The organism is Streptomyces sp. NPDC101151, from assembly GCF_044768335.1.
GTDB lineage: Bacteria > Actinomycetota > Actinomycetes > Streptomycetales > Streptomycetaceae > Streptomyces.
The window spans coordinates 136,733-158,655 of record NZ_JBIWPP010000016.1 but is presented as its reverse complement, the minus strand read 5'-3'; the positions used below and the strand labels follow the sequence as shown (position 1 = coordinate 158,655).

Here is a 21,923-nt window from a genome sequence, read left to right as displayed (position 1 = left end):
CGAGGACCGCGCGAAAGCGCCGGTACTCGCGCAGTTCGCGCATCAGGCCGACGTCGTGGCGGCCCGGCGCGGGCGGTTCGGGCTCGCCGTGCAGGCGAGCGCGGGGCGCTCGGCGAGGACCGCGCGAAAGCGCCGGTACTCGCGCAGTTCGCGCATCAGGCCGACGTCGTGGCGGCCCGGCGCGGGCGGTTCGGGCTCGCCGTGCAGGCGGGCGCGGTAGGTGTCGAACTGGTGCTGCTGGGTGATGGTCATGGCGGATCGCCTTTTCGGGACGTGGCTGATCGGTGACTGATCGGGCTCCGCGGCTGCCCCGGTGGCATCAGATTGCTCCTGCTCAGAGCCGATGTCCCGTGGATTGACGGCTGGCGTCAATCCACGGGGGCACTGTCAGTGGCCGGGTGCACCATGGGGGCATGAGCGTGACCATCGACATCACCGGACTGCCGCCGGAGCGGGTCTCCGTCGTGCCCTCCCCGCTGGCGGAGCTGGGGATGGCGCTGCACGCGCTCAGCGAGCCCGGCCATCACCCGCAGCTGCAGGGCTGGGCGACCGCGGTGTCGACGCGGCTGGACCCGAGCCTGGCCGACCGGCTGTGCGAGGCGGAATTCCTGTGGCGCACCACGTTCTCCGACGTCTTCGCCCCGTTCGCCGGGATTCCCGGCGGGCGTGCGCAGCCGGGTGCCACCCTCGCCGAGGAACTGGACCAGCTGGACAAGCTGACGGACGAACAGTTCGTCCACGCGGCCCTGGAATTCACCTGCCAGCTGCGTTACGACGTCAGCGGCCCCGGCCCGCTCGACGATCCTGAGCTGCGCCGGCGCTCCCTGGAGCTGGCCGCCGCGCGCGGTGCCGTCCAGGAGCGGTTCACACTCCGGCTGCTGGAGGACCCGCCGGCCGTCCGCGCCTGGTTCCGGCAGCTCATGGTCGACTGCGACGAAGCGTTCTTCGCCGACACCTGGGCCCGGCTCCAGCCGCAGCTCGCGGCGGACGCCCGGCACAAGACCGAACTGCTGCGCCGCAAGGGCCTCGGCGAGGCCCTCTCCTCGCTCTCCGGTGCCGTCTCACTGGACGAGCAGACCGGGCTCATCACCGTCGACAAACTCCTGGTGGGCCGCACGGCCACCGGCGACGGCGGCCTCGTCCTGGTGCCGACCAGCCTCGGCTGGCCCCATGTGATGGTGCTGCACCGGTACGGCTGGCAGCCCACGATCACCTATCCCGCCAGCGGCTCCCACCCCCAGGCGCCCTCCGTCGAACAGCTCACGCGCCGTCTGGAGGCGCTGGCCCACCCGGTGCGGATGCGGCTGTGCCGCCATCTGGCCCGCGCCCCGCACAGCACCAGCGAACTGGCGGACGCGCACGGCATGTCCGCCCCCGAGATATCCCGGCATCTGGCGGTGCTGAAGAAAGCGGGCCTGATCACGAGCGGCCGCCGCGGCCGGTACGTCCAGCACCAGCTGGACCTGTCCGCGGTTGCCCGCCTGGGCAGCGACTTCATCGAGGGCGTCCTGCGCTGAGGCGCCGAGGTCCACGGACCGGGACCTCGGTGGTCCGGCGTCGGCCGTGCCCGCCAGGCGCACCGCCGTCCGGCGTCGGCCGTGCCCGCCGGGACCGCGATGGCCCGGCCTCAGCCGTGCCCGCCGGCCCGCACCAGTCCGGTCTCGTACGCCAGCACCACCACCTGCACCCGGTCGCGCAGACCGAGCTTGGTCAGGATGCGACCCACATGGGTCTTCACCGTCGCCTCGGACAGCACCAGCCGGGCCGCGATCTCACCGTTCGACAGGCCCTGCGCGACCAGCACCATGACCTCGCGCTCCCGGTCGGTGAGCCGCTCCAGCTCCTTGTGCTGGGGATCCCGGCCGGCGGAGGGCAGCATCGGCGCGAACCGGTCCAGCAGGCGCCGGGTGGTGGAGGGCGCGACCACCGCGTCACCGCTGTGCACGGCGCGGATGGCCGCGAGCAGCTCGCCCGGCGGCACGTCCTTGAGCATGAAACCGGAGGCGCCCGCCTTCAGCCCGGAGAAGGCGTACTCGTCCAGGTCGAAGGTGGTCAGGATCAGCACCTTCGGCGGGTTGGGCTCGGAGCAGATCCGCCGGGTGGCCTCCACGCCGTCCAGTTTCGGCATGCGCACGTCCATCAGGACGACGTCGACGGCGGTGGAACGCACCACCTGAAGGGCCTCGACGCCGTCACCCGCCTCCGCGACGACCTCCATGTCCGGCTGTGCGGCGAGCACCATCCGGAACCCGGTGCGCAGCAGCACCTGGTCGTCGACGAGCATCACGCGGATCGCCATCGGGTCCTCTTCCGTGTTTTCCGGGTCTTCGGTTGCCGTGTCCGCCGTCTTCGGATGCCGTCGGCAGGGGTGTTACAGGTGTCAACAGGGGGCGTGCGGCGGCGTCAATGCGCCGGTTTGAGCGGGAGCAGCGCGCTGATGCGGAATCCTCCGCCCGGGCGCGGCCCCGCGTCCAGGGTGCCGCCCACCATGCCGATCCGCTCGCGCATGCCGATCAGGCCGTGCCCCTGGCCGTCGGCGCCGCCTTCCTCGTACAGCTCGTGCGGGGCGCCCTGCCCGTCGTCCTCGACGAGCAGGCCGAGCCCGTCGTCGAAGTAGACCAGCCGTACGCTCGCGCCCGCGTTGGGCCCGCCGTGCTTGCGGGTGTTGGTGAGCGCCTCCTGCACGATGCGGTACGCGGTCAGCTCCACCCCACTGGGCAGCGGGCGCGGGGTGCCCTCGACCTTGAAGTCGACGGGCAGACCGGAGCTGCGGCACTGCTCGACGAGGTCGTCGATCTGGTCGACGTCCGGCTGGGGGACGTACTCCCCGCTCTCCTGGTGCTCGCCGGTGCGCAGCACGCCCAGCAGGCGGCGCATCTCGGCGAGGGCCTGGCGGCCGGTGGAGGAGATCGTCTCCAGGGCCTTCTTGGCCTGGTCGGGGGCGGCGTCGAGGACATAGGCGGCGCCGTCGGCCTGGACCACCATCACGGACACGTTGTGCGCGACGACGTCGTGCAGCTCGCGTGCGATCCGGGCGCGCTCGGCCGCGACCGCGACCTTCGACTGCGCCTCGCGCTCCCTCTCCAGCCGGGCGGCGCGCTCCTCCAGCTGCGCGAAGTAGGCCCGGCGGGTGCGCATCGAGTCGCCGAGCACCCAGGCGAGGGCGAAGGGCACCGTCTGGAACACCGCCAGCGCCGTCTGGCCGAGAAGGCTCGTCTGCGCCTCCGGCCAGCGCACCTGCGCCAGGGTCGCCGCGCACAGGCTCACCGCGAGCGCCAGCCGCGAGGCCCAGCGCGCGCCGACCATGGCGACCGTGTAGGTGATCACCAGCATGGCGAAGTCGGCGACGGTCGTCTCGATGTTCAGGACGAGTTGCAGCAGCCCGGTCGCGAAGGCCAGCAGCAGCATCGGCTCCGGGTAGCGGCGGCGCAGCGCGACGACGAGGCAGAGGACGGCGGACACCGCCAGGCCCCCGGCGACCGGCATGTGGTGGTCCGGTGCCCCGTGGATACTCACCACGCTCACGCCGGAGAGCCCGAACAGGACGACGGCCCAGAAGCTGTCGACCCATGTCGGGTGCCTGCGGAGGAAGTCATAGAGGCGCTGCACGTAACCCAGAGTAGGGAAGCGAAGTGTGTGCAGGGGTCAACCGGAGGACCGATCCGCACCCGGGACGCATACTCCGCAAGGTGGAGGCAGTGATCACCTGTGCGCCTAGTCTGTCCCGGTGACGGATGAGGCGACGGCGGAGAGCGTCCGCGAGGGACGCGGCTGGCGGGAGGCGGCCGAGGAGGCGCTCTACGGGCCGCACGGCTTCTACCGGCGGCCCGAGGGCCCTGCCGGGCACTTCCGTACGTCCGTGCACGCCTCCCCGCTGTTCGCGCGGGCGGTGGCCCGGCTGCTGTGCCGGGTCGACGAGGCGCTCGGGCGCCCGCGGACGCTGGACTTCGTCGACCTGGGCGCCGGGCGCGGGGAGCTGATCACCGGCGTGCTCGCTGCCCTGCCCGCCGACGTGGCCGCCCGCACGCGCGGGTATGCCGTCGAGATCGCCGGCCGTCCTGCGGGCCTGGACGAGCGGATCACCTGGCTGAGCGACCTGCCGGACACGGTCACGGGGCTGCTGTTCGCCAACGAGTGGCTGGACAACGTGCCCCTCGACGTGGCCGAGGTGGACCCGGCGGGCGTGCCCCGGCTGGTGCTCGTAGCGGCGGACGGCACCGAGCGGCTGGGGCGGCCGGTGTCGGACGCGGACGCGCACTGGCTGGCGCGGTGGTGGCCGTTGCCGGCCGAGCAGGGGCTGCGCGCGGAGATCGGCCTGCCCAGGGACCTGGCGTGGGCGGCGGCCGTGGAGCGGGTGGCGCGGGGGCTCGCGGTCGCCGTGGACTACACGCACACCGCGGACGCGCGCCCCCCGTTCGGGACCCTCACCGGCTTCCGGGAGGGGCGCGAGACGGCGCCCGTACCGGACGGGTCGTGCGACATCACGGCACACGTCGCGCTGGACGCGTGCGCGGCAGCGGGCACGGCACACACGCTCCTAGACACCGCACACACGCCGCCTGACACGACACGCACACCCCCGGGCAAGCCACCCACGCCCCCTGACACTCCGCGTACACCCACCGACACAGCGCGCGCGCTCCCCGCCGCGCGCCTCCGCACGCAACGCAGCGCCCTGCGCGCTCTCGATCTCACCGGCGCACGCCCCCCGCTCGCGCTGGCCTCCACGGACCCCTCGGCCTACGTGCGCGCCCTCGCGAGCGCCGGCGAGGCCGCCGAACTCACCGCCCCGGGCGGCCTCGGCGACTTCGGCTGGCTGCTCCAGCCGGTGGGCATCCCGGACCCGCTTCCGCGGGACACCTAGGGCCTCCCGCCTGCCCCCGCCCGCCTCGCCCGCCCTGTTCGTCGATGTCCCCGACCTACTTGTCGATGTCCCCGACCACGAAGAACATCGACCCCAGGATCGCCACCATGTCCGCCACCAGCGTCCCCGGCAGCAGTTCGGTCAGCACCTGGATGTTGTTGTACGACGCCGAGCGCAGCTTCATCCGGTACGGGGTTTTCTCGCCCTTGCTGACCAGGTAGTAGCCGTTGATGCCGAGCGGGTTCTCGGTCCAGGCGTACGTGTGCCCCTCGGGCGCCTTCAGCACCTTGGGCAGCCGCTGGTTGATCGGCCCGGGCGGCAGCTCGGCGAGCCGGTCCAGGCAGGCGTCCGCGAGGTCCAGCGCGTTGTGGGTCTGTTCCAGGAGGCACTCGAAGCGGGCGAGGCAGTCGCCCTCGCCGCGGGTCACGACCTTCAGCGTGTCCTGGAGGTCGCCGTAACCCAGGTACGGCTCGTCGCGGCGCAGGTCGAAGTCGACGCCCGAGCCGCGCGCGATGGGCCCGCTCACGCCGTAGGCGTGCACGGTCTCGGGCGCGAGCGTCCCCACGCCCCGCGTACGTCCGCGGAAGATCTCGTTGCCGAGCACCAGGTCGTCGAAGACGTCCATGCGGGAGCGGACGGCGGCGACGGCGGCACGCGCGCGCGTGCTCCATCCGGCCGGCAGGTCCTCCTTGAGGCCGCCGACGCGGTTGAACATGTAGTGCATGCGCCCGCCGGAGACCTCCTCCATGACGTTCTGGAGCACCTCGCGCTCCCGGAAGGCGTAGAAGACCGGCGTGATCCCGCCCAGCTCCAGCGGGTAGGACCCGAGGAACATCAGGTGGTTCAGCACCCGGTTCAGCTCGGCGAGCAGCGTGCGCGTCCACACCGCCCGCTCGGGGACCTCCATGCCGAGCATCCGCTCCACGGCGAGGACCACGCCCAGCTCGTTCGAGAACGCCGACAGCCAGTCGTGGCGGTTGGCGAGCATGATGATCTGCCGGTAGTCGCGCGCCTCGAAGAGCTTCTCGGCGCCCCGGTGCATATAGCCGATCACCGGCTCCGCGTGCTGGATCCGCTCTCCGTCCAGCACGAGCTTGAGCCGCAGCACGCCGTGCGTGGACGGATGCTGGGGGCCGATGTTGAGCACCATGTCGGTGCTCTCGGCGGCGCCACCGATGCCGACCGTGGTCTCCGTCGCAGTCATGGACCCAGTTTCCCCTACGTACGCTGGCCCCATGGATACGGGGAGCCCGGAGACGACCGGGGTGACGGGGGACGAGCCGGTGTGGCGGGGACTGCCGCCCGGGCTGCTGCGCATGCGCCGGCTGCTGCTGGTGGTCTGGACGGGCCTGCTCGCCCTCGCGGCGGGGCTGCTGCCCGGCCTGCTCGCGGGACCGGCCTGGGCCGCCTTCGCGCTGCTCCCACTGGCCCTGGCCGCATGGGGTTGGCGGCTGCTGCGCCGGAACTGGCGGTCCTGGCGGTACGCCGAGCGCGCCGACGACCTGCTGATCACCCGCGGTGTCCTGTGGCGCGAGGAGACCGTGGTGCCGTACGGGCGGATGCAGCTGGTGGAGGTGACCTCGGGGCCCGTGGAGCGCTACTTCGGGCTGGCCAGCGTGCAGCTGCACACCGCGGCCGCGGCGACCGACGCGGCCATCCCGGGCCTGGACCCCGCCGAGGCGGAGAGGCTGCGCGACCGGCTCACCGAGCTGGGCGAGGCCCGATCGGCGGGGCTGTGACCACGCCGGACGTCACGGACGTGACGGAGCGCCCGCCCGTCGCCGAGCGGCGGCTGCACCCCGTCACGCCGTTCCGGCGCGCGTGGGCGCCGGTCGCCGTACTCGCCGGATGGGCCGTGCACGACCCGAACGGCACGCAGGAACAGCTGCAGCGGCTGACCTCCACCATGCTCCTGATCGGGCTCGCCGTGCTGGTCCCGGCGGCCGGCCTCTACGGCTTCCTGTCCTGGTGGTTCACACACTTCGCGGTCACCGACACCGAACTGCGCATACGCACCGGGCTGCTGTTCCGGCGCACCGCGCACATCCGTCTTGAGCGCATCCAGGCGGTCGACGTCACGCGTCCGCTCCTCGCGCGCGTCGCGGGTGTCGCCAAGCTGCGGATCGATGTCGTCGGAGCGGACAAGAAGGACGAACTCGCCTTTCTGGGCGAGCAGGAGGCGAGCGTCCTGCGCGCGGAGCTGCTGGCCCGCGCGGCGGGTTTCGCGCCCGAGACGGCACACGAGGTCGGTGAGGCGCCGGCACACGAACTGCTGCGCGTCCCCCCGCGCGAACTGGCACTCTCCCTCGTGCTGACGGGCGCCACCTGGGGCTCCCTGATCGCCGCCCTCGTCGTCCCGCCGGTGCTGTGGCTCACCACCCACAGCGTGTGGACGGTGCTCGCCGTCGGCCTGCCGCTGCTGGGCGCGGCGGGCGCGAGCAGCGCGGGGCGGTTCGTCACCGAGTACGACTGGACGGTGGGCGAGTCCCCGGACGGACTGCGCATCGACCACGGGCTGCTCGACCGCGCGCACGAGACGGTGCCGCCGGGGCGGGTGCAGACCGTGCGGATCGTGGAGCCGCTGCTGTGGCGGCGGCGCGGCTGGGTGCGGGTGGAGCTGGACGTGGCCGGGTCCGCCAATTCCGTGCTGGTGCCGGTCGCCCCGCGCGCGGTCGCCGAGTCGGTCATAGCGCGCGTGCTGCCCGGCGTGACCGTACCGGCGGCGCTGTCCCGTCCGCCGCGCCGGGCCGGGTGGTGCGTGCCGGTGTGGTGGCGCGGCCACGGCCTCGCGGTCACCGGATCGGTGTTCGCCGCCCGGCACGGTCTGCTGCGCCGCCGCCTGTCCCTGGTCCCGCACGCCAAGGTGCAGAGCGTACGGCTCACCCAGGGGCCCTGGGAGCGCCTGTGGCGGCTCGCCGGTGTCCACGTGGACACCGGGGCCGGCAAGACCGTCACGGCCCGTCTGCGGGACGCCGAGGAGGCGGCACGGCTGCTGCGTGCCCAGGCGGAGCGGTCCCGTACCGGCCGCAGGGACGCCCGTCCGGACCGCTGGATGGCCTGAGCCCGGCCCACCCCTCGCGGGTGAACCGGGCCCGGTGCCTGGTGGATGCTCAGGAAGCCGCGGTGCGCAGCCCCTGCAGGTCGATCTGCTCCGTCTCGTCGTGCGCGGTCAGGTCGATCACCTGGCCGATGCCGCGCGACGCCTCGTCGGCGGGCTTGAACTCGGCCTCGGCCTCGGCCTTGTGCAGCGCGAGGGCCTCCTGGCCGACGACGTCCGCGAGGTCCTCGTTCTGCACGGACTCCAGCGCGGCGGACGAGGCGTCCTTCTGGGTGCCGAAGAAGTCGAACCCGCCCTCGATCGCCAGACGCCGCACGGGCGTGGCCGATACGACAGCCACCGCGGTCGGCACCGTGAAGTGACCGGAGGGCTGCTGCCCCGCGGGCATGGCGGGCTGGTCCGGCAGCGTCGAGGTGGCGGCCGCGCGCGTGTGCCCGTCGGCCGCCTCGGGCTTCCCCTGCGCCTCGCCCTCCTGAGCGGCCTCCGGCGCGGGCTGGTTCTGCGGGCCGTCACCCGAGGCCTCGGCGGACCCGGCCCGGTCGGGCTCGGGCTGCACGGGCTCGGGCTCGGCGGACTCCGTCATGGCCTTGGCTGACGCCCCGTCACGGTCGAGCCGGGACAGCGCCACCGCGGCCTTCAGGAACAGCTGCGCGCCCCCGGTGGAGAACGCCGCGCCGCCCTTCGGCTTCTCGTCGGCGGAGTCGGCGGGCTCGGCGGAGTCAGCCGACTTTCCGGAATCAGCGGGCTCGGCGGACTCGGCGGACTCCGCCGAGTCGACGACCTCGGACTCGGCGCTGCGCGCGGGCGGGAGCGCGGGCGCGCCGGACGGCACGGCCGCCTCGATCTCCAGCAGCCGGCGCCCCTCCAGGGCGCTGGCGCGCTCGGTCTCGGCGGTGGCGTAGCGGCGCAGCAGGGCGGCGTGCTCGTTGCGCAGGCCGGCCAGCTCCGCGCGCTTGGCGCGCAGCCGCTGCTCCAGCTTGGTGCGCAGCTCGCGCGACTCCTCCAGATCGCTCTCCAGTTCGGCGACCCGCTCGTCGTAGCGCCACTCGTCACTGGCACGCGCGCGCGTGAGGTCGGCGACCTGCTTGCCCGCCTGGGAGTCCCAGCGACGCATCACGACAGCGCCGGCGGCGGCGGTCGCCGCGGCGGCCGCTGCCAGCGTGCGCAACACCGTGACCTCGGAGAACACCCAGGGACCCAGCGCGCAGGCGACGGAGACGCCGGCGATCGCCGACGGAGGCAGAAGCCGGTGCAGAGGCGGTGAATGGCGATGGCGTCCACGTGGCATGGCCAGAAACTTACCGCGCGTAGGCGAATCGTGGACCCCCGCCCCGTAAAAACACCGCCACACCTCAGGCTTCACGGGGCATCAGGCGCACCGGCTCAGCGGTCGCTCAGCCGTCCGCTGATCCACTGCAGCGTCGGCGGGATCTCCCGCCGCCAGGTGTTGAAGTTGTGCCCGCCGCTGTCCAGGATGATCGACGAGATCCGGGTCAGGTTCGTGGCCCGCACACGCTCTATGAACCTGAGCGTGTCCTTGTAGTTGTGTTCCCCGAGCTTGCTGCTGGTGACGAGCAGCGAGGTGTCGGGCGCGGGCTGGTGCTTGAGGAACCACCACAGGTCGGCACGATTCTGCAGATTCTTGTCGCCGTGGAAGAGGTCACCGGTCGTGGGATCGATCGGCGCCTTGTAGTACGGCGAGAGACCGGCCCCGGCCGCGTAGACGTTCGGGTGGTGCATGGCGAGCTTCAGCGCGCAGTAGCCACCGGTGGAATCGCCGATGATGCCCCAGCTGCCGGGCCGCTTGCCCACCCGGTAGTGCGCGAGCACGGCCTCGGGCAGGTCCTTGGCGAAGAAGGTCTCGGTCTGCGGTCCGCCCGGGACGTCCACGCACTCGGTGTCGCGCGGCGGCGCCACGGTCGGCCGCATCATCACCAGGATCATCGGCTGCATCCGCCCGTCCTTGGCCAGCTCCTGCGCCGTACGCGGGTAGTGCAGTTTGTCCACCAGCGCCTGGGCCGTACCGGGGTAGCCGGTCAGCACGACGGCCGCCGGGAACGTACGCGTGCGGTACTGCGGCTGGAAGTACTCGGGCGGCAGGTAGACGTACGCCGGTGTGGCGATGTGGGTCTTGCGGCCCACTATGTCGACCTTATGGATCTGGCCGGCCGTCTGCGGCCGGGAGCCCTTCACACCCTGCACCGTGGAGGTGGAGAGCACCTGGAGCGGGCCGCCTGTGCCGCCGTTGGCCGAGTGGTCGACGACGACGCCCTGGTCGGTCTCCCTGCCGAACAGGTCCGCCCAGCTCGCGTAGAAGCCGAAGGCCTGGTTGGCGGCGACCCCCAGGGTGGAGAAGAGAGCCAGCTGTGTGGCAAGGAGCAGGGCGACACGCCCGCTGACGGCCCGCCAGTTCTGCCGGGCCAGCCGTGGCCACAGCCACACCGTGGCGACGAACAGCACCGCGGCGAACGCGACCGCCAGCACCAGCACTTTATTGCTCGTGAGACCCATGGGCTGTTCCTGCCTGCGCTTTCCGCCCGTGGCCCACCACGCATCGTTGCGAGGACTTGCCCGGGGCTTTCCTTGGCCTTTGACCCGACTTTCCGGAGGGGAGTGAACCTCTCTCCCCGAGACACCGTCCTAGAGGGCGCAATGTCGCCGGATGCCCGATCGGCACCGGGTTCAAGGTCTCTCGCAGAACTACGGGATGCGATGTCTGTCAGGATAGATGGGGAAATGTCGGGCGACGTTCCGAGCCGATCAAGCCGGGCGCGGCGCATAATGCGCGGCCCGCGCCCCGAGGCCGTCCCCGCTCTGGTCGCCAGGGCGTGCGCCCTCGTGGGCGTTGTGGACATCGCCGCGGGTGTGTTCCCGCGCTTTCGGCACAGCCGTATGCACGCTCTCGCCGAGGTCCTGCCCGGCTCCACCGGGCCCTTCGCCGCGGCGCTCTCGCTCAGCGCCGGCGTGCTCCTGCTCCTGCTCGCGCACGGGCTCAAACGGCGCAAGCGCCGGGCCTGGCGCGCCGCGGTCGCGCTGCTGCCGGCCGGTGCCGCCGCCCAGTTCGTGTACCGGCACTCGGTCATCGGCATGCTCATCTCGGTGGCGCTGCTCGTACCGCTGCTGCGCCACCGCGACGAGTTCGCGGCCCTGCCCGACCCGCGCAGCCGCTGGCGCGCGCTCGCCAACTTCGTCCTGATGGCCGCCGGTTCGCTCGGCCTCGGACTGGTCATCGTCAGCGTCCACCCGAACCGCATGGTCGGCGACCCGAGCCTGGCGGACCGGCTGACGCATGTCGTCTACGGCCTGTTCGGCTTCGAGGGCCCCGTGGACTACGCCGGCAACACGTCCTGGACGGTCGCCTTCTCGCTCGGCGCCCTCGGCTGGCTGACCGCGGTCACCACCATCTACTTCGCCCTCCGCCCCGAACACCCGGCCGCCCGCCTCACCGAGGAGGACGAGTCCCGCCTGCGCGCCCTGCTCGACAAGCACGGCGGCCGCGACTCCCTCGGCCACTTCGCGCTGCGCCGCGACAAGGCGGTCGTCTTCTCGCCCAGCGGCAAGGCGGCGGTCACCTACCGCGTCGTCTCCGGCGTCATGCTCGCCAGCGGCGATCCCATCGGCGACGTCGAGGCCTGGCCCGGCGCCATCGAACGCTTCATGGACGAGGCCAAGGCACACTCCTGGACACCGGCCGTCATGGGCTGCTCGGAGACGGGCGGCGAGGTGTGGACCCGCGAGACCGGCCTGGACGCCCTGGAACTGGGTGACGAGGCGGTGGTCGACGTAGCGGATTTCTCGCTCGCCGGACGCGCGATGCGCAATGTGCGCCAGATGGTCAAGCGCATCGAGCGGGCCGGCTACGAAACCCGGGTACGGCGCATCCGTGACCTCGGCGAGGCCGAGCTGGAGCGCATCCGCCGAGCGGCGGAGGACTGGCGCGGCACCGACACCGAGCGCGGCTTCTCCATGGCGCTCGGCCGCATCGGCGACCCCGTCGACGGCGACTGCCTGATCGCCACCGCCCACAAGCAGGACGAAGTGCCCGGCGAGTACGGCGACCTGAAGGCGGTCCTGCACTTCGTGCCCTGGGGCGTGGACGGCGTCTCGCTGGACCTCATGCGCCGCGACCGCAGCGCCGACCCCGGCATGAACGAACTGCTGATCGTGGCCGCCCTGCAGGCCGCCCCCAAGTTCGGCATCACGCGGGTCTCGCTGAACTTCGCGATGTTCCGCTCCGCCCTCGCACGCGGGGAGAAGATCGGGGCGGGCCCGGTGCTGCGCGCCTGGCGCGGGCTGCTGGTGTTCCTCTCCCGCTGGTTCCAGATCGAGTCGCTGTACAAGTTCAACGCCAAGTTCCAGCCGCGCTGGGAACCGCGCTTCGTCGTCTACCGGGCCTCCGGCGACCTGCCCCGCATCGGCTTCGCCGCCATGCAGGCCGAGGGCTTCGTCGACCTGGCCCTGCCGCTGCCGCGCTTCCTGCGCCGGCGCAAGGCGGCCGCCGAGCGCCCCTGCGCGCACGCCGTCGCGGAACGCGACGTCCGAGCCGCCTGACCCCGGACGGCCGGCCCCGTGCGCGGCCGGCTCGGCCCCGACCGGCCCGGGCAGGAAGCCCCACCCCCCTCCAGTACGGGGCTTCCGCCCGGGCCGCGGCGCGTTCGCGGCGCCGCCCTGGGCCTACGCTGAACATATGAACAACCTCAGCGGGCGTGGTCGAGTGGCAGGCCTTCCGGAATGGGACCGGTGCGCGGTCATGGGGGTCGTGAACGTGACCCCCGATTCCTTCTCCGACGGCGGCCGCTGGTTCGACACGACCGCCGCCGTCAAGCACGGCCTGGACCTGGTCGCCGAGGGCGCGGACCTGGTCGACGTCGGCGGCGAGTCCACCCGCCCCGGCGCCACCCGCGTCGACGAGGCCGAGGAACTCAGGCGCGTCATCCCCGTCGTCCGCGGCCTCGCCTCCGAAGGCGTGGCCGTCTCCGTCGACACCATGCGCGCCTGCGTCGCCGAACAGGCCCTCGCGGCCGGCGCCGCCCTCGTCAACGACGTCAGCGGCGGCCTCGCCGACCCCGCGATGATCCCCGTGGTCGCCGCCACCGGCGCCCCCTTCGTCGTCATGCACTGGCGCGGCTTCCTCGACGGCGGCAACGTCAAGGGCGTGTACGAGGACGTCGTCGCCGAAGTCGTGGACGAACTGCGCACGCGCGTGGAGGCCGTTCTCGCGGGCGGCATCGCCCCCGACCGCATCGTCGTCGACCCCGGCCTCGGTTTCTCCAAGGAGGCCGAGCACGACCTCACCCTCCTCGCCCACCTCGACCGCCTGCGCGTCCTCGGCCACCCCCTGCTCGTCGCCGCCTCCCGCAAACGGTTCCTCGGCCGTGTGCTCGCCGGCCCGGCGAGCGCACCCCCGCCGGCCCGCGAGCGCGACGCCGCCACGGCCGCCGTCTCCGCGCTCGCGGCGCACGCCGGCGCATGGGTGGTGCGTGTCCACGAGGTACGCGCCACGGCGGACGCGGTACGGGTGGCACGGGCCGTGGAGGGAGCGCGTACGGCAGAGTCCTCACCGGGCCCGGAAGGCGAGCGCGGAGCGCACCCGGAAGGAACCCGGTGAGCGCCCCCCACACCGACGTCGAGCAGGTGGAGGCCGCCAACACCGCCTTCTACGAGACGATGGAGCGCGGTGACTTCGAGGAGCTGTCCGCGCTCTGGCTCACCCCCGCCGACCTGGGCGTCGACGAGGAGTACCACGACCCGGCGGACACCGGCGTGATCTCCTGCGTCCACCCCGGCTGGCCGGTGCTCACCGGCCGCACCGAGGTGCTCAGGTCGTACGCGCTGATCATGGCGAACACCGACTACATCCAGTTCTTCCTCACCGACGTGCACGTCTCCGTCACCGGCGACACCGCCCTCGTCACCTGCACCGAGAACATCCTCAGCGGCGGCCCGGCCCCCGAGGACGGCGCGGAACTGGGCCCCCTGGTCGGCCAGCTCGTCGTCGCCACGAACGTGTTCCGGCGCACAACCACCGGCTGGAAACTGTGGTCGCACCACGCCTCCCCCGTACTGGCCGGAACCGACGAGGAAGACGAAAGCAACCAAAACGGAGTAGACGGCGTGGATCCGGACGACACCCCCCGCACGTGAACGGGTACGCGCCCCACAAGGACCAAGAAGTGGTTGGAATCACCTACCCGGGGGTATGTGCGGCTACCAGCCCATGACGCGACCGGGTTCCCCAGGGGAAACACACGGTGAAGCCTCCGGATCCCCACCCGGGTCCGCGCTCCGGTGACCCGGTCGTGTCAGTGCCCGCAGGTAGATTCGTCTGAGGCCGGCGTGCCGCCCGCACGCGACACCGTCCGGCCGTTCCCGACGATTGCAGGAGTGATTCGCGTGGATCGTGTCGCGCTGCGCGGCCTGAAGGCCCGCGGGCACCACGGCGTGTTCCCCAAGGAGCGCGAGGAGGGCCAGACCTTCATCGTGGACCTCGTCCTTGGCCTGGACACCCGGCCGGCCGCGGCCGACGACGACCTGACGAAGACCGTGCACTACGGCGTCGTGGCCGAGGAGGTCGTGGCCGTGGTCGAGGGCGAGCCGGTGAACCTCATCGAGACCCTCGCCGAGCGGATCGCCCGGACCTGCCTGAAGCACGACGGGGTCCAGGAGGTCGAGGTCCGTGTCCACAAGCCGGACGCCCCGATCACCGTCCCCTTCGACGACGTGACCGTCACCATCACCCGGAGCCGAGTATGACCCGACCTTTCGCCCAGGGTCACAGCGACCCGACCGTCCAGCCCGTGCCCGCCTCGGTCGTCGAACAGGTCGACGCCGCCGACACGACACTGAGCAACCCGAAATGGGCCGTGATCTCCATCGGCTCCAATCTCGGCAACCGCCTGGAGACCCTCCAGGGAGCCGTCGACGCCCTGGAGGACACCCCCGGCGTCCGCGTGAAAGCCGTGTCGCCGGTCTACGAGACCGAGCCGTGGGGCGTCGAACCGGGCAGCCAGCCCTCCTACTTCAACGCCGTCGTGGTCCTCAAGACCACCCTCCCCCCGTCCTCCCTGCTGGAGCGCGCCCACGCCGTCGAGGAGGCCTTCAACCGGGTCCGCGACGAACGCTGGGCGGCTCGCACCCTCGACGTCGACATCGTCGCCTACGCCGGCGTCACCTCCGACGACCCGCAGCTCACCCTCCCCCACCCGCGCGCCCACGAGCGCGCCTTCGTGCTCGCGCCCTGGCACGACATCGACCCGCAGGCACAGCTGCCCGGAAGGGGCGCCGTGGCCGAACTGCTGTCGGTCGTCACCCGCCACGGCATCGCGCCCCGCCAGGACCTGGAACTCCGACTGCCCGAGTAGTCGTTAAGGTCAAGACGACTACAGTCCGGGACGGTCCGGGGGAGCTGAAGGGACACCGTGAGAGAGCTGCGCATCAGGGTGCTGGCCGGTGTGTTCATCGTGGCCGGAATCCTGTCCTGGGCGGGCGCCCGCCTCTGGAACTCGATCGGGACACTGCCCAGCGTCCCCCTGGCCGCCCCCATCGTCCTCGCCCTGATCGCGGTGGTGCTGCTCTCCACCGCGCTCTCGCTGCGCTCCCGGTTCAAGGCCCAGCGCGAGCGCCTCTCCGGTGCCAAGGGCGTCGACCCCCTGATGGCCGCCCGAGCGGTCGTCTTCGGCCAGGCCAGCGCCCTGGTGGCCGCCCTGGTCGCGGGCATGTACGGCGGCACGGGCGTCTTCCTCCTGGAACTCCTCGACATCCCCGCCCGCCGCGACCAGGCCATCTACGCCGGCTTCTCGGTCCTGGCCGGCATCGGCGTGATAGTGGCGGCCCTGTTCCTTGAGCGGGTCTGCAGGCTCCCGGAGGACGACGACCACAACCAGACGGGCGCGGAACCGGTGGCCTGACCACCGGCTCCGGAGCCGTCGTTCAGCGCGCCATGATGAGGCTCATCGCCTCGTTCCGCGTCGCCGCGTCCCGCAGCTGACCGCGTACCGCCGAGGTGATGGTCTTCGCGCCCGGCTTGCGGATGCCCCGCATCGACATGCACATGTGCTCGCACTCCACGACCACGATCACGCCCCGCGGCTCCAGGATCTCCATCAGGGAGTCCGCTATCTGCGTGGTGAGCCGTTCCTGCACCTGCGGGCGCCGGGCGTAGACGTCCACGAGCCGGGCCAGCTTGGACAGACCGGTGATCTTCCCGGTCACGGACGGGATGTAGCCGACGTGGGCGACCCCCCTGAACGGCACCAGATGATGTTCGCAGGTGCTGTACACCTCGATGTCCTTCACGAGCACCATCTCGTCGTGCCCCAGGTCGAACGTCGTCGTCAGGACGTCCTCGGGCCGCTGCCACAGGCCCGCGAAGATCTCTTTGTACGCCCGCGCCACCCGGGCCGGCGTCTCCCTGAGGCCCTCACGGTCCGGGTCCTCGCCGACCGCGATCAGCAGTTCCCGTACAGCGTTCTCGGCACGCTTCTCATCGAACTCACCGATGGTGCCCTCGCCGTCCAGGGTCACGGGGTCGGTCATCTGGTTCCTCGTTCCTGTGCCTGTCACGCGTGCGGCCACACGCTCTCTCTGCGGACATGCGGAAATGCCGCGCCCCCCAGGCTAAAACCTGGGGGGCGCGGCATTCATTCCGGGCCGGTTGGCCGAAAGTGTCAGCTCTCGGGGCGGTCCTCGGGGGCCTGCTCCGTCAGCGGAGCGGACTCCGCCGACGTGGACTTGGCCGTGCTGATCGCCGCCGTCGTTCCGTTCGCGCCGTTCGTCAGTGCCAGCTCCCTCGGGGAGAGCACCGGCGGGCGGGTGGAAGGGGTACGGCGTGAGGAGCCGGTCCAGGCGGGCCGCGGCGGGCGCTTGTGGATCGTGGCGAAGACCTCGGCGATCTCCTCCTTGCCCAGGGTCTCCTTCTCCAGCAGGTGAAGGACGAGCTGGTCGAGCACGTCACGGTTCTCGACCAGGATCTCCCAGGCCTCGTTGTGAGCGGTCTCGATGAGCTTCTTGACCTCTTCGTCGACCAGCGCGGCGACCTCTTCCGAGTAGTCGCGCTGGTGAGCCATCTCACGTCCGAGGAAGGGCTCGCTGTTGTCGCCGCCGAACTTGATGGCGCCGAGCCGCTCGGTCATGCCGTACTGCGTGACCATCGCGCGGGCCAGGTTGGTGGCCTTCTCGATGTCGTTGGCGGCGCCGGTGGTCGGGTCGTGGAAGACCAGTTCCTCGGCCGCGCGGCCGCCCAGCATGTACGCGAGCTGGTCGAGCATCTCGTTGCGGGTGGTCGAGTACTTGTCCTCGTCCGGCAGCACCATCGTGTAGCCGAGGGCACGGCCGCGGGAGAGGATCGTGATCTTGTGGACCGGGTCGGAGTTCGGTGAGGCCGCCGCGACCAGGGCGTGACCGCCCTCGTGGTACGCGGTGATCTTCTTCTCCTTGTCCGACATGATCCGGGTCCGCTTCTGCGGTCCCGCGACCACGCGGTCGATCGCCTCGTCCAGAGCCTTGTTGTCGATCAGCTTCTGGTCACTGCGGGCGGTGAGCAGCGCGGCCTCGTTGAGCACGTTGGCGAGGTCGGCGCCGGTCATGCCCGGGGTGCGGCGGGCGACGGCGGCCAGGTCGACGTCGGTCGCGACCGGCTTGCCCTTCTGGTGGACCTTCAGGATCTCCATACGGCCCTGCAGGTCCGGCGGGTCGACGGCGATCTGCCGGTCGAAGCGGCCGGGGCGCAGGAGCGCCGGGTCCAGGATGTCCGGGCGGTTCGTGGCGGCGATGAGGATCACGCCGCCCTTGACGTCGAAGCCGTCCATCTCGACCAGCAGCTGGTTGAGGGTCTGCTCGCGCTCGTCGTGACCGCCGCCGAGGCCCGCGCCGCGGTGGCGGCCGACCGCGTCGATCTCGTCGACGAAGACGATCGCCGGGGCGTTCGCCTTGGCCTGCTCGAACAGGTCACGGACTCGGGAGGCACCGACACCGACGAACATCTCGACGAAGTCGGAACCGGAGATCGAGTAGAAGGGCACTCCGGCCTCGCCGGCGACGGCGCGCGCGAGGAGCGTCTTGCCGGTACCGGGGCGGCCGTAGAGGAGCACACCCTTGGGGATCTTGGCGCCGACGGCCTGGAACTTGGCCGGCTCCTGGAGGAACTCCTTGATCTCGTGGAGTTCCTCGACGGCCTCGTCGCAGCCGGCGACGTCGGAGAAGGTCGTCTTCGGGGTGTCCTTGGTGATGAGCTTCGCCTTGGACTTGCCGAAGTTCATGACCCGGGAGCCGCCGCCCTGCATCTGATTCATCAGGAACAGGAACACGACCACGATCAGTACGAAGGGCAGCAGCGAGAGCAGCACGCCGACGAACGGGTTCTGCTTGGACGGCGAGACTGTGTAGCCGTCCGGAATCTGCTTGTCCTGGTATTTGCCCTGCAGGGTGCCGGCGATGGTCACGCCCTGGTCGCCGATGTAGCTCGCCTGGATCTTCGAGCTGCCCTCGACCTTCTGGCCGTCCTTGAGGGTGACCTTGATGGTCTGCTCGTCACCGGTGGTGAGCTTGGCCGACTCGACCTTGTTCTCGTTGATCGCCGCCACGACCTGGCCGGTGTCCACCGTCTTGTAGCCGCCGGACGAGCCGACGACCTGCATCAACACGACCACGGCAAGGACGGCCAGCACGATCCACATGACCGGCCCACGGAAGTATCGCTTCACGTCCATCCATACGGAGCGGAGCCGCCCCGTCCCTCCTGCCATAGTGAGTTTGATAAGACAGTTCTTCTGACGGTACCCCAGCATTGTTGTCCGAAGCCGCACGGAGTGGCGCGGACGGCAGGCAATCCCGTCTCTGCATGCTCCAACGGCGCGAAACCCGCTGGGGTTCCCGGTCGTCTTACAAGAGCTGGTCCGGTTGGCTCAGCCGCCGTAGACGTGAGGCGCGAGCGTACCGACGAACGGCAGGTTGCGGTACTTCTCGGCGTAGTCGAGGCCGTAGCCGACGACGAATTCGTTCGCGATGTCGAAGCCGACCCACTCCACGTCGATCGCGACCTTGGCCGCGTCCGGCTTGCGCAACAGCGTGCACACGTTCAGGGAGGCGGGCTCGCGGGAGCCAAGGTTGTTGATCAGCCAGGACAGGGTCAGGCCGGAGTCGATGATGTCCTCGACGATCAGGACGTGCCTGCCCTTGATGTCGGTGTCCAGGTCCTTGAGGATCCGCACGACCCCGGAGGACTGGGTGCCCGCGCCGTAGGAGGACACGGCCATCCAGTCCATGGTGACGGGGGTGGACAGCGCCCGGGCGAGGTCCGCCATGACCATCACGGCGCCCTTGAGGACACCGACGATGAGCAGGTCCTTGCCCGCGTACTCCGCGTCGATCTTCGCGGCCAGCTCGGCCAGCTTCGCGTCGATCTCTTCCTTGGTGATGAGCACCTGCTTGAGGTCGGCACCCATGTCTTTCGCGTCCACCCGCATCACTTTCGGTCGTCCCGCACTTACGGCCGCACTTACGGCGACCGGCTGCCCGGCCACCGTCGGAGGGTCGCTCCTGGGTCGGGATTCAGCCTTGCCGAATCACCAGTCTGCCACCCTGGCGCTGGGCGACGACTTTGCCGGGGAGATTGATGGCTCCCTGGCCGCGCCAGCCCGTGATCAGCCGGTCGACTTCCTCGATGTGGCGGGCGAAGAGGGATCCGGCCGGGGCACCGGCCTCGATGGCGGCACGGCGCAGGATGCGGCGGCGTACGGCGGGCGGGAGGGCGTAGAGCTTGGCGCACTCCAGGAGGCCCATGGCGTCGCGTACGGAGGCATCGGCCTGGCTGGCCCAGGAGTCGAGGGCGTCGGCGTCGTCGCGGGAGAGCTGGGCGGTGCGGGCGAGGGCCCCCACGACGCCTTTGCCGAGGGCCTTCTCGAGGGCGGGCAGGCCCTCGTGCCTGAGCCGGGAGCGGGTGTAGGCGGGGTCGGCGTTGTGCGGGTCGTCCCAGACGGGCAGGGACTGGGCCATGCAGGCCTTGCGCGCGGTCTGCCGGTCGAGGCACAGGAAGGGACGCCGGTAACGGCCGTCGGCCCCCGAGACCGCGGCCATTCCGGACAGGGAGCGGATGCCGGAGCCGCGGGCGAGTCCGAGCAGGACGGTTTCCGCCTGGTCGTCGCGGGTGTGACCGAGCAGGACCGCGGTGGCGCCGTGACGTTCGGCCGCGGCATCGAGCGCGGCGTAGCGGGCGTCTCGGGCGGCGGCCTCGGGGCCGCCGTCGCGGCCGACGGTCACGGCGATGGACTCGACGGGTCCGAGGCCGAGTTCGCGCAGCCTGAGGACGACCTCGTCGGCGCGGAGGTCGGAGCCTGGCTGGAGGCCGTGGTCCACGGTGATGCCACCGGCGCGGATGCCGAGCTTGGGGGCCTCGAAGGCGAGGGCGGAGGCGAGCGCCATGGAGTCGGCGCCGCCGGAACACGCGACGAGCACGAGCGCGGAGGGGGTGCGCTCGTCGTGGCTCGGTGCGCGGGCTGCTTCCGTGACTGCGGCGGCGGCTCTCGCTACTGCTCCGGGAGTGCGACTGTGGTCGGTGAGGATGTCGTGAAGGACGCGGCGGACCGCCAGGCGTATCGCCGCGACCGCAGGATGGGGACCCATGTCCGGTTCCCTTCATGAAGTTTTCGGGGGGTGAGCCCGAGATTCGGTCACTCAGAGTGTGTAGATGGTGACAGAAGCGGGCCGTTCCCCGAGCATTGCACGCCTACCCATGGCTCACGGTCCCTCGGACGGGTGATTGAAGGGGCGTTCGCCTGCCGTCGGCCGGATTCGGTTCACGACGTCCCGCACGGTTCACGACTCGGCCTTGCGGTGCACCCGTGCGACCCAGTCCGCCGGTTTGGCGATCTCCGCCTTGGTGGGCAGGGTGTTGGGGGATGTCCACACGCGGTTGAAGCCGTCCATGCCGACCTGGTCGACGACGGATCGTACGAAGCGTTCACCGTCCCGGTACTGCCTGAGTTTGGCGTCCAGACCGAGGAGCTTGCGCAGGGCGAGGTCCAGGCGGGAGGCGCCCTTGGCGCGGCGCTGCTGGAACTTCTCGCGGATCTCGCCGACGGTCGGTACGACGTCCGGGCCCACTCCGTCCATGACGAAGTCGGCGTGGCCCTCCAGCAGGGACATGACGGCGGTGAGCCGGCCGAGGATCTCGCGCTGGGCCGGGGTCTGGACGAGTTCCACGAAGGAGCGTCCGCCGTCGTCCTCCTCGCCCTCGGGTCGGCCGCCCGCGAGGGACTGGGCGGCCTCCCGGACGCGTTCCAGGACGGTCATCGGGTCGACGTCGGTCTCCGCCAAAAACGACTGGATTTCACCCTCGAGGTGGTCGCGGAGCCAGGGCACGGCGGTGAACTGCGTGCGGTGGGTCTCCTCGTGCAGGCACACCCACAGACGGAAGTCGTGCGGCTCGACGTCGAGTTCGCGCTCCACGTGGACGATGTTGGGCGCGACGAGGAGGAGTCGGCCGCCACCGTTCTCGCCGGCCGGGAGGTCGCGGGAGGCGGGCGCGAAGGTCTCGTACTGGCCGAGGACGCGGGAGGAGAGGAAGGACAGCAGCATGCCGAGTTCGACGCCGGTGACCTTGCCGCCGACGGCGCCGAGCACGGCGTTGCCGGGGCTGCTGCCGCGCCGTTCCTGCATCTTCTCCAGGAGGGGCTTGAGGATCTCACGGAAGCCGGCGACGTTCGCCCGGACCCAGCCGGGGCGGTCGACCACGAGGACGGGGGTGGCGTGGGTCTCGTCGGTGCCCATACGAGTGAAGCCCCGGACGTGTCGTTCCGAGGCTTTCGCGTGCCGGCGCAGCTCCGCGACGACGGACCTGGCCTCGTCACGGCTGACTTCGGGGCCCGGTCGTACGAGCCGTGTCGCGGTTGCCACCGCGAGGTTCCAGTCGACCATCCCGGGAGATGCGGTGCCACCGAAGCTCGTCATGTGTCAACGGTACGTGAGCACTCCCCGTCGGGGCAGGCCATGGGGGCCGGGCACGGC

At 71.4% G+C, this 21,923-nt stretch carries 21 protein-coding genes; 10 read left to right on the top strand and 11 right to left on the bottom strand.

Annotated elements, in window-relative coordinates; genetic code table 11:
* Positions 1-42 precede the first annotated feature (42 nt).
* Complete coding sequence (locus ACIRU3_RS27165; protein ID WP_404061150.1) at positions 43-252, bottom strand: hypothetical protein; 210 nt, start codon at positions 250-252, stop codon at positions 43-45.
* 161 nt (positions 253-413) lie between these two features.
* Here ACIRU3_RS27165 and ACIRU3_RS27160 point away from each other — a divergent pair, with 161 nt between their 5' ends.
* Positions 414-1,517 carry a DUF5937 family protein gene (locus tag ACIRU3_RS27160; RefSeq protein ID WP_404061147.1) on the top strand — a complete coding sequence of 368 codons (1,104 nt, stop codon included), beginning with the start codon at positions 414-416 and terminating at the stop codon, positions 1,515-1,517.
* A 110-nt stretch (positions 1,518-1,627) separates the two neighbouring features.
* Here the strand turns inward: ACIRU3_RS27160 and ACIRU3_RS27155 are convergent, their stop codons facing one another.
* The gene (locus tag ACIRU3_RS27155) at positions 1,628-2,299 is read right to left on the bottom strand and encodes a response regulator (protein ID WP_404061144.1); all 672 of its coding nucleotides are present in this window, start codon (positions 2,297-2,299) and stop codon (positions 1,628-1,630) included.
* A gap of 104 nt (positions 2,300-2,403) precedes the next feature.
* On the bottom strand, positions 2,404-3,609 hold the full coding sequence (locus ACIRU3_RS27150) for a sensor histidine kinase (protein WP_404061141.1): 1,206 nt from the start codon (positions 3,607-3,609) through the stop codon (positions 2,404-2,406).
* A 118-nt stretch (positions 3,610-3,727) separates the two neighbouring features.
* Here ACIRU3_RS27150 and ACIRU3_RS27145 point away from each other — a divergent pair, with 118 nt between their 5' ends.
* Positions 3,728-4,864: an SAM-dependent methyltransferase gene (locus ACIRU3_RS27145; protein WP_404061138.1), complete on the top strand. Its 1,137-nt coding sequence runs from the start codon at positions 3,728-3,730 to the stop codon at positions 4,862-4,864.
* A 55-nt stretch (positions 4,865-4,919) separates the two neighbouring features.
* Here ACIRU3_RS27145 and ACIRU3_RS27140 read toward each other — a convergent pair whose 3' ends face one another.
* On the bottom strand, positions 4,920-6,068 hold the full coding sequence (locus tag ACIRU3_RS27140) for an NADH-quinone oxidoreductase subunit D (RefSeq protein WP_404061135.1): 1,149 nt from the start codon (positions 6,066-6,068) through the stop codon (positions 4,920-4,922).
* A gap of 31 nt (positions 6,069-6,099) precedes the next feature.
* Here ACIRU3_RS27140 and ACIRU3_RS27135 point away from each other — a divergent pair, with 31 nt between their 5' ends.
* A complete protein-coding gene (locus ACIRU3_RS27135) occupies positions 6,100-6,603 on the top strand; it encodes a PH domain-containing protein (RefSeq protein ID WP_404061132.1) in 504 nt (167 codons plus the stop codon).
* Complete coding sequence (locus ACIRU3_RS27130) at positions 6,600-7,925, top strand: PH domain-containing protein (RefSeq protein WP_404061129.1); 1,326 nt, start codon at positions 6,600-6,602, stop codon at positions 7,923-7,925. Before ACIRU3_RS27135 ends, ACIRU3_RS27130 begins: the two co-directional genes overlap by 4 nt.
* A 49-nt stretch (positions 7,926-7,974) precedes the next feature.
* Here the strand turns inward: ACIRU3_RS27130 and ACIRU3_RS27125 are convergent, their stop codons facing one another.
* Together ACIRU3_RS27125 and ACIRU3_RS27120 are read right to left on the bottom strand one after the other, a co-directional pair.
* On the bottom strand, positions 7,975-9,210 hold the full coding sequence (locus ACIRU3_RS27125) for a hypothetical protein (protein WP_404061126.1): 1,236 nt from the start codon (positions 9,208-9,210) through the stop codon (positions 7,975-7,977).
* 95 nt (positions 9,211-9,305) lie between these two features.
* Positions 9,306-10,433 carry an alpha/beta hydrolase gene (locus ACIRU3_RS27120; RefSeq protein WP_404061123.1) on the bottom strand — a complete coding sequence of 376 codons (1,128 nt, stop codon included), beginning with the start codon at positions 10,431-10,433 and terminating at the stop codon, positions 9,306-9,308.
* Positions 10,434-10,658: 225 nt separating this feature from the next.
* Between ACIRU3_RS27120 and ACIRU3_RS27115 the strand changes: the two genes are divergently transcribed.
* From ACIRU3_RS27115 to ACIRU3_RS27090, 6 genes are all read left to right on the top strand, one after another.
* Entirely contained in the window at positions 10,659-12,473 is a 1,815-nt protein-coding gene (locus ACIRU3_RS27115) for a phosphatidylglycerol lysyltransferase domain-containing protein (protein ID WP_404061120.1), read from the top strand.
* A gap of 136 nt (positions 12,474-12,609) precedes the next feature.
* Complete coding sequence (gene folP, locus ACIRU3_RS27110; RefSeq protein ID WP_404061117.1) at positions 12,610-13,530, top strand: dihydropteroate synthase; 921 nt, start codon at positions 12,610-12,612, stop codon at positions 13,528-13,530.
* Positions 13,527-14,066 (top strand): nuclear transport factor 2 family protein, encoded by a 540-nt coding sequence (locus ACIRU3_RS27105; RefSeq protein WP_404061114.1) that lies wholly within the window; start codon positions 13,527-13,529, stop codon positions 14,064-14,066. The genes folP and ACIRU3_RS27105 overlap by 4 nt, the downstream gene beginning before the upstream one ends.
* Positions 14,067-14,315: 249 nt before the next feature.
* The gene (folB, locus tag ACIRU3_RS27100; protein ID WP_404061111.1) at positions 14,316-14,675 is read left to right on the top strand and encodes a dihydroneopterin aldolase; all 360 of its coding nucleotides are present in this window, start codon (positions 14,316-14,318) and stop codon (positions 14,673-14,675) included.
* Positions 14,672-15,283, top strand: a complete 612-nt coding sequence (folK, locus tag ACIRU3_RS27095; RefSeq protein ID WP_404061108.1) for a 2-amino-4-hydroxy-6-hydroxymethyldihydropteridine diphosphokinase — start codon at positions 14,672-14,674, stop codon at positions 15,281-15,283. Before folB ends, folK begins: the two co-directional genes overlap by 4 nt.
* A 57-nt stretch (positions 15,284-15,340) precedes the next feature.
* Entirely contained in the window at positions 15,341-15,829 is a 489-nt protein-coding gene (locus tag ACIRU3_RS27090) for a DUF3180 domain-containing protein (protein WP_404061105.1), read from the top strand.
* A gap of 22 nt (positions 15,830-15,851) precedes the next feature.
* Here ACIRU3_RS27090 and folE read toward each other — a convergent pair whose 3' ends face one another.
* The 5 genes from folE to ACIRU3_RS27065 all read right to left on the bottom strand — a co-directional run bounded on the left by folE (position 15,852) and on the right by ACIRU3_RS27065 (position 21,866).
* Positions 15,852-16,457 (bottom strand): GTP cyclohydrolase I FolE, encoded by a 606-nt coding sequence (folE, locus tag ACIRU3_RS27085; protein ID WP_361229923.1) that lies wholly within the window; start codon positions 16,455-16,457, stop codon positions 15,852-15,854.
* Between the two features lie 131 nt (positions 16,458-16,588).
* A complete protein-coding gene (ftsH, locus tag ACIRU3_RS27080; RefSeq protein ID WP_404061101.1) occupies positions 16,589-18,628 on the bottom strand; it encodes an ATP-dependent zinc metalloprotease FtsH in 2,040 nt (679 codons plus the stop codon).
* A 195-nt stretch (positions 18,629-18,823) separates the two neighbouring features.
* Positions 18,824-19,384 (bottom strand): hypoxanthine phosphoribosyltransferase, encoded by a 561-nt coding sequence (gene hpt / locus ACIRU3_RS27075; RefSeq protein WP_404061098.1) that lies wholly within the window; start codon positions 19,382-19,384, stop codon positions 18,824-18,826.
* A gap of 85 nt (positions 19,385-19,469) precedes the next feature.
* Positions 19,470-20,540 (bottom strand): tRNA lysidine(34) synthetase TilS, encoded by a 1,071-nt coding sequence (gene tilS / locus ACIRU3_RS27070; protein ID WP_404061096.1) that lies wholly within the window; start codon positions 20,538-20,540, stop codon positions 19,470-19,472.
* Between the two features lie 192 nt (positions 20,541-20,732).
* Complete coding sequence (locus ACIRU3_RS27065; RefSeq protein WP_404061093.1) at positions 20,733-21,866, bottom strand: zinc-dependent metalloprotease; 1,134 nt, start codon at positions 21,864-21,866, stop codon at positions 20,733-20,735.
* Positions 21,867-21,923: the final 57 nt, after the last annotated feature.